This window comes from Argonema antarcticum A004/B2, from assembly GCF_023333585.1.
In the GTDB taxonomy this organism is placed as follows: domain Bacteria; phylum Cyanobacteriota; class Cyanobacteriia; order Cyanobacteriales; family Aerosakkonemataceae; genus Argonema; species Argonema antarcticum.
The window spans coordinates 1-12,284 of record NZ_JAIQZN010000147.1 but is presented as its reverse complement, the minus strand read 5'-3'; the positions used below and the strand labels follow the sequence as shown (position 1 = coordinate 12,284).

Below are 12,284 nucleotides of genomic sequence, written 5' to 3'. Positions count from 1 at the left end.
AATTTTGAAGTCGAACCGCCAGAAAACTTCAAAAGAATACAATCATTTTTAGCAATTAGAGAACGAGGTAAAAAACCTCATCTTTACGATCCCGAACATTTAAATTTACCCCCCGCAGCAGCAGTAGTAGTTCGCAAACAAGCCTGGTGCGAAAATGTTCCCAAACGCCCCATACTAAGTGGTAGAGTGGGAGGACAGATGTTAGGAGGTGAAGATTACGAGCCATTGCTGTATATGCACAAAGTAGGGTGGGAAATTTGGTATAATCCAGCCATGCACACCTATCATCAAATTCCTTATTGGCGGCTAGAAAGAGATTACTTAATTTCTCTGAGTCGAGCCTGTGGTTTGTGCATTTGCCATCTCCGCATGATTAATGCTAAAAAAGGGCAAAAGCCTATTGTGATGACCAGGATTTTTTTGAGTAACCTGCGCCGTGCTGTACGACACCTGCGCCAGTATCGAGATCGAGTTACAACCGATATTGTTGCAGCTTGCGAAATGGAATTTTTCTTGAGTTGCTTGGCTAGTCCTTTGTATTTTATTAAAACTTCCTTATTTTCCCAATTAGCTAGATATATTGGAAAAAATCAACATACAAAAAATTTACAATAACATATGGAAGTACCAATCGATTCAACAACGCAGCCACCAAAAGAAAGTAAGCCTGGTTACATAATTCAGTTAGATGCTTTACGGGCAATAGCTGTACTCGGCGTATTGGTTTACCACTGGTTGCCGAAAGAACTATTTTTAAATTCAAAATTGCAATGGGGGATATTAGGAGTTAAACTTTTCTTTGTACTAAGCGGTTTTCTAATTACTGGTATTTTGTTAAAATGCAGAGATAAAATTGATTTCGGCGGGCAAAATGCGGGAGTGACTATACGTAGATTTTACATCCGTCGCTTTTTGCGTCTTTTACCGATATATTATCTAGTTCTTTTTCTGACTATAAAATCTGTTTCAGGCTGGAATTTATCTTATCTTTGGCATTTTACTTATACATCTAACATTTATTTTGCTTTCAATAAATGGGATGTTAATTCACCTTTCTGGACTTTATCAGTAGAGGAACAGTTTTATTTATTCTGGCCTTTAATCATAGTTTTTGTTCCCAGAAAACACTTACTAAAAGTTATTTTAATAACCATTTTAATAGCCCCGTTATTCAGGATGTTATTTTTCGATGTTTTCAAAAGCGGAATTAAAGTTGAGCTTCTTACCCCTGCCTGTTTAGATTCTCTAGGAATGGGGTCTTTACTGGCATATTACTATCACGACCCACAGCTACTAAAAAACAAAAACTATTTAACTAATTTTTGTTTTTGGGTAGGAGGTACTTTGTTCATCACTTTAATTTTTACGAGACAGTATATAAACGGCGCGATCGAATTTGGGTTATTTGATACTGTTACCGCTCTTTATTTCACATGGTTGGTAGATCGCGCCGCACGGGGTTTTACTGGTATTGCAGGAAATATTTTAGAATTTAAACCACTTGTAAATCTTGGTAAGATTAGTTATGGAATTTATGTATACCACTCTTTTTTAGCGAGTAAAGTTCCGGCATATTTCAACAGCAAGTTTCACCTATTTTACCCAAGTTCTATATGGATTGAATTCTTTTTTAAAACTGTAGCAACTATAATTATTGCTTCATTTTCATGGCAATTTTTTGAAAAACCAATCAATAATTTAAAAAAATATTTTGAAATATAATCACTATTAAAAGTAGGGTGGACAATCCCAACCCTACTGGTTATTAGACTCAAAGGAATCATGGTTTACGAATTGGCCTCCCTTTGCCCGTGCCCCCCAAATCTAAGGGTAACAAGTCTTTTCTCCCCCCTTTCTTTGGGAGATCGGGGGGCAAAATTAGGATTTGGCGTAAGTTCTGGGAATATTAAGCCAGCGTTTTTACCGTGTAATACTCATTCTTAGCATACACGCTAATGATGGTATCCCCAACCTCAAAAAACACTCCCGCTTGCTCATCTTTGGAGAATTGCAAATTCTCGTACTTAGCACCAATTGCATCAGCAGTCTGCGCTACGCTATCCACTTCATCGGGTAACTGTCCCGTCGAACCGATGTAGAAAACCAGCGGACTAATCTTTTGTCGATAAACTTTTTCTACATAGTCATCAAGTTTCTCATTTGCTGTCTTCAAAGCTGCCACAAAATCTTCTCGACTGACATTTTCTCCTTTCCATTTCGCCTGCAACAACCGCATCAAAATATCTGCACCTACTTTTGATAAGATAGCTGCAATGGTGCCATTATCTTCAATCCCCAGAAAGTTATCAAAAATCCGCTTCATCAAGTCATCAACCTTGGTTATCTTGGTTCGCGATGACAGGGTTTTGTGTCCGAAGACAACATCCTCATCTAAGCTGATGTCGAATGTCGGTTTATCCAACTTTTCGCCGGTGTCTTTGTTATATACCTCATACATCCGGTTGAGGAATTTGTTGGCAGAGTAAAGTTTGCCGAAGTTGAGGATATCTTTGCTGCCAATATCGACTTTGTAGCTGACGCGAGAATCGACTGTGCCCTTAGCAAGTGCTGACTGTAAATCGCTATACTCTGTCGTCGTCGGAAAGTTGATGTAAAGACTCTTGGAAAGATAGTGCTTTTTCAATTCCTCCAGTTGTTCTTGAGTGTAAATATCCGACTCTTTTTTCAAGTGTGCCGATAGAATACTAGAGAGGATTTTAATTTCGGCCAACTCCTCGAATACGCCATCAATACTGCCATAATTTTCAGTCAATGGCACTATCGGCAAATTGTCTAAGCGAATAGTGTATTCATCTCGGAAGTCATAGTTTTCCGCTGGTTTCTCATCCTTTTCCAGTACAGCTTTTGACTTCAGCAAATCAAATACTTTCTTGCTGCTAATCTTGACTGGTAGCGACTTAATATTTACTTCACCGTCGCTGACAATCGTGAAGCTATTGAAACTTTCAAGATTGGTAAATAGCAAACCGGCTACCTCGTCTATCGACGTTTCTTGCTCAAAGTTTACCAGCTTGATAGGTCGATTAATCAGCAGATTGATGGTAGCTGTATTTCGAGTCAGTTTAAACGAAACAATGCGAACATATTCGCTGCTATTCAAAAGATTACTTTTCAGCAAAGGCTCGATGAGGTTGCCTTTTTCGTCTCTGTAGCCGTTAATTCTCTTCAGACCTTTTCTTTGATAACTCTCCTGCAAGTGCTTGAGATTAATAATGATGTTAGCGCTGTTTTCTGCCAACAGCTTGACTAGCTCCAACAGGGAAATTTTGTCGTTGCATTTTACTATATTGAAGCTGGTGTAAGTACTAGACTCTGGTCGTGATAATTGGGAGTTTTTCCGTGCCATGTTTGGATTTCTCCTGAGTTAAGATATCTGCCTGTTAACGCTGGGAATGTGGGATGTTTAAGCTGCTACGCAACCAATACCAAGAATGATTTATTTGCGCCGACCTACTTAGATTTGCCAAAAGATAGAGGTTCCCGGAGACTAGATAGATAAACACCGATGAATCTTCTCATTCTCTGGGTTATCTGCCTTCATCTGGGGTAAAAAAATCCTAAGAAACTTGTCGGTAATGGGAAAGGTTTTAGCCAAGGGGTAATGAAGTGTCATATATATATTATACTTCAAAATTAATGGTTGTGGGCATTTTAAACTTATTGTTATCTGAGGAGCAGAATTAATGGAAAGCATCGCATCGCAGAATGGATCGGCACAACCGCGAACCCTGTTCAACCTTTCTGACGAGATAAGCCAGTTGAATGTTCTGCTGGATGAATTAGATGGCGACGATAACGAGAGCAAACAGCTGCTGACGAATTGGCTGGAGCAATTGGGAGAGGAACGCGATCGCAAACTCGACAACTACACCGCCCTAATTTCGGAATTGCAGGCTAAAGCCGCAGTTCGCAAAGCAGAAGCCAAAAGGTTAGCGGAACTAGCCGCTGCTGATGAAAAACGCGCCCAAATGCTCAAAGAACGACTAGAATGGTTTTTTACTGTCAACAAGCTCAAAACAATTGAGACGACTCGCTACAAGTTATCTTTGGCAAAAAACGGCGGAAAAGCGCCATTAATTCTGGATGAGTCGCGATCGCCCACCCAATTGCCCGAAAAGTTCCAGAAAATTAGCGTTGAGCCAGATAAAACGGCGATTAGAGCAGCGCTGGAGGCGGGAGAGGACTTAGATTTTGCACATTTGGGCGATCGCGGTACGAGTATCCGTATTAAATGATTGGAAAGGGGCTAGGGGCTAGGGGCTAGAGGCTAGGGGGAAGAGGGGAAGAGGGAAGATTTTAGATTTCAAATTGAAATTAAATCTAAAATCTAAAATCTAAAATCTAAAATTACCAATGCCCCATTACAGGAAGTTTAAGAATTTGGGAGAAGTCATGGGGAATAGTTAGTGTGGAAATACATACTCCCTATGAGGGATGAACTTTTGTATGCAAAGGTTAAAAAAACCCCGTAAACTCCTGGGATTGGCGGCATCGGTAGTAGCTTCGATCGCGATCGCCAGCGGCATCCATTCTGCCAGTGCAAAAGAAATTGTAGCGCAGGCGTCCCCGCCAGCGTTGCAGCAAAACCAGGCACAACCTGCCGTCGCCCAGCTGCAAACCAATAGCACTCAGTATCAAATCGAGCGATCGGACATCGGACCACTAATCGCCATCATTTTAGTCGGCGGTGTCATCATCTGTATCCCCATATTCTTTGGCGGACTCGTCGTCATCAGCGAACGCGAAGTCGGCATTGTTGTTAAAAAATTTACCCTAGTCGGTCGCGGACTTCCAGCAGGGCGGCTAATTGCCTTAAATGGGGAAGCTGGATATCAAGCCGATACCCTTGCCCCTGGGTGGCATTGGGGCCATTGGCCTTGGCAATACTCAGTTCGCAAAGAATCCGTCACCGTCGTACCCCAAGGCGAAATCGCCCTAATTGTAGCCGCAGATGGTGGCTCTATTCCACCGCAACATATGTTAGCTAAAGTTGTCGCTTGCGATAACTTTCAGGATGCCCGCAAATTCCTGACTAGCAGTGGAGAAAAAGGGCGTCAACTAGGCTTTCTCACCGCCGGTACTTATCGAATTAATACCGCTTTGTTCAAAGTAATTACTGCCACAAATGCAAATCAGCATGGCATGAGTCCAGAACAATTGCGCGTTTACAATCTCCCATCCGACAGAGTAGGAATTGTCACTACTTTAGATGGTATTCCCATCGGGGAAGGCGAAATTGCCGGAGCAGTTGTTCCCGGACACGACAACTTCCAAAACGGTCAGAAATTCGTCGAAGCAGGCGGAAGGCGCGGTTTACAAGAGCAAATTCTCCTATCTGGTTCCTGGAACATGAACCCTTGGTTCGTGCAAGTCGAACAGGTAGCGATGACCGAAATTCCGATCGGCTATGTTGGTGTGGTAATTTCTTATGTTGGCAAAGCGCACGAAGATGTCAGCGGTGCATCTTTCACCCACGGAGATTTAGTGCGTCCGGGACATAAAGGCGTGTGGACTGAACCACTTTATCCCGGCAAACATCCGGTAAATACGCGGATCATGAAAGTGGAACTTGTGCCGACAACCAATATAGTATTAAACTGGTCAGCACGCACAGAACGCCACAATTACGACTCCAAACTGGAATCATTAACAGTGCGTTCTACTGATGGTTTTGCCTTCGATTTGGAAATTGCCCAAATTATCCACGTCGGTGCTTTAGATGCGCCGAAAGTAATATCTCGCGTTGGCGCGATGCAAAATTTGGTAGATCATGTATTAGAGCCTACGATCGGTAATTACTTCCGTAATTCCGCGCAAGCTTACACGGTGTTAGATTTCCTCAGTGCTAGAAGCGAACGTCAAGCTGAGGCTGCTGAGTATATCAAAACGGCGCTGCGAGCTTATGATGTACAAGCAATCGATACTTTGATCGGCGATATTCAGCCGCCAGCACAGTTGATGCAAACCCAAACCGAACGTAAGATTGCTGAAGAACAACGCAAAACTTACGAAGTGCAGCAGATGGCGCAAACGCAACGCCAGCAACTTGTCCGGTCAACTGCATTAGCTGATATTCAACAAGAAATGGTGAAATCTGAACAGAATGTCAGCATCGCGGAATTGAAAGCGAACGCGCAGATTAAACAAGCAACTGGTGAAGCTGAGTCTACGAAACTGAAAGCTATTGCGGAAGCTGATGCTATTCGCGCTACGGGTAATGCGAAAGCGGAAACTTACCGTACAGGCGTGGAAGCTTTGGGTTCGCAAGGTTACACGGCGATGCAGCTAATGCAGATTATAGGCGATCGCAAAGTCCGCCTCATCCCCGATATCTTAGTCAGCGGTAACAACGGCGGTAACGGTTTAGTCGATGGTTTGCTAACAATGCTGTTATGGAATCAATCTGGTAAACCGAATAATGGCACGCCGCCAATTCCGACCGAAACCAATGGTGACTCAACATTGCCCAAATCAGATAATGTTCCCGTAATTCCTGTCGAGTTCCTACCCAATAATCAAAACAGTCAAGGCAAACCGCCAACTGTTCGATAATTTAGTAGTAAAAAAGAAACCCGGTTTCTTAGAGAAACCGGGTTTCTGGAGGCTTAGGGAGGGGGTAAGAAACCCGGTTTTTTGGAAAAACCGGGTTTCTGGAAGGGGCATTGGTTACTTTGTCAGGGTTTCCTACCTATCAATCGACTTACAGGAGCTTACTAACGCTCTACTTCGTTCCCGGTATTCATTGGTTCAGGGGGCGACGCGATCGCATTTTCTGATGGCAAGCGTAAGCACTCAGCTGCCAGAAACCCGGTTTCTCAAAGAAACCGGGTTTCTGATGGATATTTTTTATTTAAAAATCCTTAATAACATTCCTCTGAAACTTCTTGTTGTTCAAATTTTACTTTATTATATATATCATCTAGGGAAATTTTAAATTGTACTGCATTGAGCGCGATCGCTTCATCTTCAGCATCATATTCGCCAAATGACCACCGCTTTTTACCCGTCTTATAAAATTGTTCGACATGAACTTTTGTTTGGTCGATTAAGATGTACTCTGACAAACTAGGGAGCGTCCGGTAAGCTGCAAACTTTCCACTTTTGTCATATCCCTTAGTTGAGTCTGACAAAACCTCAATAATCACTTTTGGATTTATAATCGTATCAGTTCTGTTATTAAAATATTCTGGTTCTCCTGCTACTATCATTACATCAGGATAAGTGTAGATGCGTCGCTTCGCTATCCACAACCTCACATCACTCATGTACACTAGGTAATCCAGCTTTTTGAAAGCAAAGATCAGTTCGGCATAAAAATTGCCAGCAATTTGGTTGTGATTGGTAGATCCGCCTGTCATAGGGAAAATTTGCCCGTCAATGTATTCGCTTTTATAGTCAGCTACTTCCTCTAGTGCTAGGTATTCTTCTGGGGAGTAGTATTGCTGTTCGGTAAGCTGCATCATAATACGCTCTGCGAAGGCTTCGTCTTAGTATAACATCTCCGAGCGGGATTATTGCCAATAGACCTCTCCAGAAATTAAAGGTGCTAACCCTAGAACCCTTGTAGAGACGTTGCATGCAACATCTCTACTTTTTTGGAGATGTCTAATGTAAATGTGTTTAAGCAAAAGCAATCTCCCGAAAGTGGTATTTTCACGGTGAAAATTGATCGATCGGACCCAATCTGAGTTAATATATAATAAATTAAATTTTTCAGCCAAACCTTTGCTAATTCACAATCGTTACCGCATCATCGAATTAATCGCGCAAAAGGGATTTAGCAAAACTTTCCTCGCCGTCGATGAAAGTGTATCTCCGACCTATCCTTGTATAATTAAACAATTATCTAATGACAACGAAACACCAGAAAACTTAACCCAAGCCACAAAATTAGCACAAGAAGCACGATTACTGGGAGAATTAGGCCAACATACCCAAATTCCCGCACTGTTAGATTATTTCACAGAAAATGAATATATTTATCTGATTCAAGAGTTTATTGATGGCACTAATTTAGCTAAAGTGGTGGAGCAAGAAAGCAGCTTCAATGAAGCGCAGATTTGGCAACTATTAAATGATTTATTGCCAGTGCTGAAATTTATCCACGACAATGAAATAATTCATCGAGATATTAAACCAGCAAATATAATTCGCCGTAATTCCGATCGGTGCCTATTTTTGATTAATTTTAGTGCTGCCAAAAGGGTGACAATCATCGACTCTCTGAAAACCGAAACTAGCATCGGCAGTGCAGAATATGTGGCACCAGAACAAGCGAAAGGAAAAGCTGTTTTTGCCAGCGACCTTTATAGCTTGGGGGTAACTTGCATTTACCTGCTAACTGGCATTTCTCCTTTTGATTTGTTCGATGTGGCGAATGATTGTTGGGTTTGGCGACAGTATATAATTGGTGAAGTGAGCGATCGCCTCTCTCAGATCCTAGACAAACTCATCCAAAATGCCGTCAACCTCCGCTTTCAATCCGCTGATGAAGTCATGGAAACCATCGGCATTAACAAATCCCAAATCCCAAATCCCAAATCCCAAATCCCAAATCCCCCGTGGCGGTGCATACGTACCCTTACGGGAAATTCAGGTTTATATGGTTGTATCAATTCAGTTGCCATCAGCCCTAATGGTGAAATTATAGCCAGTTGCAGCGATGACAAAAATATCAAATTATGGAATATAAATACGGGGGAAGTAATCTCTACCCTCTACGGACATACAAATTTTGTTAAATCTGTTGCCTTTAGTCCAGATGGAACGATTTTAGCAACTGGAAGCGACGATCGCACAATCAAATTGTGGAACGTCAGCACAAGTGAGGAAATTTGCACCTTGTTGGGACATGACCACGCTGTTAAGTCAGTGACGTTTCACCCTGACGGCCAAATTTTAGCCAGCGGTAGCTGGGATAAAACGATTAAATTATGGGATATTCAAACAAGAGAACTTCTTTGCATATTAACCGGACATCAATTACAAGTAAATTCAGTTGCTTTTAGTCAATCTGATCTCACTGGCGAGACGCCTGTGTTACTAGCCACCGCCAGTTTTGATCGAACTGTGCGAGTGTGGGATTGCCAAAACCTCACCCCCAGCCCCTCTCTCCGTCGCGGGGAGGGGCTGGGGGTGGGGTTCCCTCTGCGCTATAATCTGATCGGTCACTTATGGCCAGTTTTTGCGTCCGCTTTCCATCCGCAAGGTAAGATCCTTGCTACGGGTAGCGATGATAAAACCGTCAAATTGTGGGACTTGAAAACTGGGCAAGAAATCCGCACACTTTCGGGCCACTCCTGGACAGTCGTAGCAGTTGCCTTTAGTGCGGATGGCGAAACCCTATTTAGCGGAAGTTGGGATAAGACAATAAAAATCTGGAGGGTAAGTACTGGCGAAGAAATTGCTACCCTCGATGAGCATTTTGATTCAGTTTCTGCGATTGCTGTTAGTCCTAATGGAAAAATCCTTGCTACCGCTAGCAAGGATAAGACTATCAAGTTGTGGCGGCTTGTAAGTAAACTTTAAGCGCTACCAGTAAACGCTACTTCTGGGAATTTACCTTGCGCTTCAGACATCGGGCGGCGTTTGCCTTCCTCTTGCCAGTAGTTAATGACTTCCGTTGCTTTATTAAGCAATTCTACGCGATCGTGTTCGGAGATCCAGTGCTTGGCCTCCATCTCGTTTTTTAATTCTTCCCAAGCATCGTTCCGAGGCCAGAAAAAGTATTTAGTCAAAGGACTGGTGCCTTTGCCTACAACTTGGTCAACAGCGATGGCTACATCCTTATCCAGCCAAAGAACCTTTAAAATGAACTTCGACAATGAAACCTCCGAGTTCAACTCAGACTTTTTGAGACTATACAACCTTACTATATTAGCGTGAGAATTTGGTCGATGACCAAATTCTCTGGCAAAAATATCAGATTCGCAGGTGCAGAACATTGACCCCAAAACCCAGTCTGGAAGCCAACTTAACCGCCGCCATCGTTGTTTTCGATATTGATGGTGTGATCCGCGATGTGGCAGGATCTTATCGGAGAGCGATCGCAGATACCGTCGAGCATTTCACAGGCTTTGCCTCCCGCCCAACACAAGCAGATATGGACAGACTCAAGTCGGAAGGCATCTGGAATAACGACTGGGAGGCTTCCCAAGAATTAGTTTATCGATATTTTGAGGCTCAGGGACAAAAACGAAGCGAAATTGCGATCGACTACCAAACCCTCATCGACTTTTTCCAGTCCCGGTATCAAGGGCCCAATTCCCAAAATTGGACAGGTTATATCTGTACCGAACCCTTGCTTTTACAGCCTAGCTACCTGGAAAGCCTTACCCAAGCGGGCATTCCTTGGGGCTTTTTCAGCGGCGCACCCCGCGCCGAAGCTGCCTACGTTTTAGAGGGACGCCTGGGTTTACAGTCGCCTGTACTGATGGCGATGGAGGATGCCCCCGGTAAACCCGACCCCACTGGTTTGTTCGCAGCTGTGCATCAGTTGGAGAACCAATCATCAATAGATGTAGCGACGCCGGTTATCTATGTGGGCGATACGGTTGCCGATATGTATACTGTCCTAAAAGCGCGATCGCTACAACCCAGTCGGTGTTGGATTGGCGTAGGAATCTTGCCGCCCCATCTTCAGCAGATACCCGAACGTCGCGACGCCTATGCCGCCAATCTCCAACAAGCTGGTGCCAATATAATTTTCAGCAACGTCCAAGAGTTAACTCCAGCCCAAATTGGGGAATTGCTACTCTCTTATTTTTAGTATGCCAAATTATATAGCTAGGGACTAGGGGCTTTCTTGCTAGGGGCTAGGGTCAGAAGGGTTTAGAATCAAGGGTTTCAGGAATTATATCATGTCCGGTGGCATCGGTTGTCTAAAAAAAATAACTCTCTTATCTGTGTTCATCTGTGTTCATCTGTCTTCATCTGTGGTAAAAATTTAACCCTCGATGACAACAGACAATTTCTCGCATCACGCTTACGCTACCGATGCAACCAAACACAATATTATTAGAAATGAGCGGCAATTATTCAATTTTCAGGAACTTTTCCAAGGCTGCTACCATAGCAGGAGGCCAACGGCGGATATTTTTCACCCACTCGATTTCTTTATAACGGGAATCTAGTCCAACAGTTGCAACCCAGTTACTTTCGGCTTCGCCCTGTTGTCCTTGTTCCCAAAGCGCGGCTGTCAAAGCTGCCCTCATGTCGGGAAATTGGGGATATTTGCGGATGATATTCCGCATAGTGCGAATGGCTACTTCTGTTTGACCAGTTTGATAGAGAGCGAGGGCGTAGTTAGCACGGGCGAAGGCAAAGTTGGGGGCTAACTCAATGGCTTTTTCGTAGTCTGCGATCGCATTTTGCCACTGTCCCAAACCTCCTTCAGCATTCCCCCGGTTGTTGTAAGCCATCGGATCGTTGGGGCTCAGTTCCAGTAAATGATTGTAATCTGCTCTAGCATCATCGAACCGTCCCAGCGCTTCCAAAACCAAGCCACGATTCAGATAGGGGTCGGGCGCTTTGGGGGCCAGTTCCATCGATTTATTGTAATCTGCGATCGCCTCCTCCAACTTATTCTGACTCGCCTTAGCATTCCCCCGATTGCTCCATAAAGCTGCATTATTCGGCAATAACTCTATCAGCTGAGTCCAATAAGTTTCAGATGTGGCAAAGTCCCCATTTTGGGTGGCATCAACTACTTTTTGACCCAATTCATTTATTTTTTCCTCTAACTCTTTTTCGGTAAGACTCGGTTCCGTCTCGGTTTCGGTAACACTTGGCTGTGCTTCCGTTGCAGTAATAATCGGCTCCGTTTCCGTTTCGGTTGCAGTAGTAATCGGCTCCGTTTCCGTTTCGGTTGCGGTAACACTTGATTCCGCCGTCTCGGTTGCCGTAATAATCGGCTGCGTTTCCGTTTCGCTAACACTTGGTTCCGGCGTTTCCGTTGCAGTAATAATCGGCTGCGTTTCCGTTTCGCTAACACTTGGCTCCGGCGTTTCCGTTGCAGTAATAATCGGCTGCATTTCCGTTTGCGCCATCACAGGCCAAATATTAACAAACCCAATTGAAATAACAACAAGCAGCACACACAGTAAATTAAAAATCCAGCGAATCATTAGAATTTTTGTCCCTTGTTTTTAACTGTTATCAATGACTAATTAGGCTATTCCTAGCCCCTTTTTGACTTTTGACTTTTGACTTTTGACTTTTGACTTTTGACTTTTGACTTTTGACTTTTGACTTTTGACTTTTGA

Annotated in this window: 9 protein-coding genes and 1 pseudogene; 6 read left to right on the top strand and 4 right to left on the bottom strand. The window is 43.4% G+C overall.

All coding sequences use genetic code 11. The features are described 5' to 3' along the window. Positions 1-615: pseudogene (locus tag LAY57_RS33145) on the top strand (hormogonium polysaccharide biosynthesis glycosyltransferase HpsE); the annotation flags it as partial. Positions 616-618: 3 nt separating this feature from the next. Then, positions 619-1,722, top strand: coding sequence for an acyltransferase family protein (locus LAY57_RS33140; RefSeq protein ID WP_249071447.1), 1,104 nt, complete (start codon positions 619-621; stop codon positions 1,720-1,722). 184 nt (positions 1,723-1,906) lie between these two features. Here LAY57_RS33140 and LAY57_RS33135 read toward each other — a convergent pair whose 3' ends face one another. Continuing rightward, complete coding sequence (locus LAY57_RS33135; RefSeq protein ID WP_249071446.1) at positions 1,907-3,367, bottom strand: hypothetical protein; 1,461 nt, start codon at positions 3,365-3,367, stop codon at positions 1,907-1,909. A 337-nt stretch (positions 3,368-3,704) separates the two neighbouring features. Here LAY57_RS33135 and LAY57_RS33130 point away from each other — a divergent pair, with 337 nt between their 5' ends. Together LAY57_RS33130 and LAY57_RS33125 are read left to right on the top strand one after the other, a co-directional pair. Further along, a complete protein-coding gene (locus LAY57_RS33130; RefSeq protein ID WP_249071445.1) occupies positions 3,705-4,256 on the top strand; it encodes a siphovirus Gp157 family protein in 552 nt (183 codons plus the stop codon). A 211-nt stretch (positions 4,257-4,467) separates the two neighbouring features. Further along, the gene (locus LAY57_RS33125; protein WP_249071444.1) at positions 4,468-6,573 is read left to right on the top strand and encodes an SPFH domain-containing protein; all 2,106 of its coding nucleotides are present in this window, start codon (positions 4,468-4,470) and stop codon (positions 6,571-6,573) included. A 308-nt stretch (positions 6,574-6,881) separates the two neighbouring features. On the opposite strand, the gene LAY57_RS33120 is transcribed toward LAY57_RS33125, so the two are convergent. Continuing rightward, complete coding sequence (locus LAY57_RS33120; RefSeq protein ID WP_249071449.1) at positions 6,882-7,481, bottom strand: Uma2 family endonuclease; 600 nt, start codon at positions 7,479-7,481, stop codon at positions 6,882-6,884. A 265-nt stretch (positions 7,482-7,746) separates the two neighbouring features. On the opposite strand from LAY57_RS33120, the gene LAY57_RS33115 reads away from it, so the two are divergent. After that, positions 7,747-9,549 carry a serine/threonine-protein kinase gene (locus LAY57_RS33115; RefSeq protein WP_249071443.1) on the top strand — a complete coding sequence of 601 codons (1,803 nt, stop codon included), beginning with the start codon at positions 7,747-7,749 and terminating at the stop codon, positions 9,547-9,549. Here the strand turns inward: LAY57_RS33115 and LAY57_RS33110 are convergent. Further along, positions 9,546-9,863 (bottom strand): 30S ribosomal protein PSRP-3, encoded by a 318-nt coding sequence (locus LAY57_RS33110; RefSeq protein ID WP_275994452.1) that lies wholly within the window; start codon positions 9,861-9,863, stop codon positions 9,546-9,548. The two genes, LAY57_RS33115 and LAY57_RS33110, sit on opposite strands and share 4 nt — an antisense overlap. A 101-nt stretch (positions 9,864-9,964) precedes the next feature. On the opposite strand from LAY57_RS33110, the gene LAY57_RS33105 reads away from it, so the two are divergent. Beyond that, positions 9,965-10,789 (top strand): TIGR01548 family HAD-type hydrolase, encoded by an 825-nt coding sequence (locus tag LAY57_RS33105; protein WP_249071441.1) that lies wholly within the window; start codon positions 9,965-9,967, stop codon positions 10,787-10,789. 265 nt (positions 10,790-11,054) lie between these two features. Here LAY57_RS33105 and LAY57_RS33100 read toward each other — a convergent pair whose 3' ends face one another. Beyond that, complete coding sequence (locus tag LAY57_RS33100) at positions 11,055-11,834, bottom strand: tetratricopeptide repeat protein (RefSeq protein ID WP_249071448.1); 780 nt, start codon at positions 11,832-11,834, stop codon at positions 11,055-11,057. Positions 11,835-12,284: the final 450 nt, after the last annotated feature.

What these genes read in the sequence shown, in the direction of transcription:
- LAY57_RS33140 (WP_249071447.1), top strand. Translation starts at nt 619, where the DNA reads ATGGAAGTACCAATCGATTCAACAACGCAGCCACCAAAAGAAAGTAAG.
- LAY57_RS33135 (WP_249071446.1), bottom strand. Translation starts at nt 3,367, where the DNA reads ATGGCACGGAAAAACTCCCAATTATCACGACCAGAGTCTAGTACTTAC.
- LAY57_RS33130 (WP_249071445.1), top strand. Translation starts at nt 3,705, where the DNA reads ATGGAAAGCATCGCATCGCAGAATGGATCGGCACAACCGCGAACCCTG.
- LAY57_RS33125 (WP_249071444.1), top strand. Translation starts at nt 4,468, where the DNA reads ATGCAAAGGTTAAAAAAACCCCGTAAACTCCTGGGATTGGCGGCATCG.
- LAY57_RS33120 (WP_249071449.1), bottom strand. Translation starts at nt 7,481, where the DNA reads ATGCAGCTTACCGAACAGCAATACTACTCCCCAGAAGAATACCTAGCA.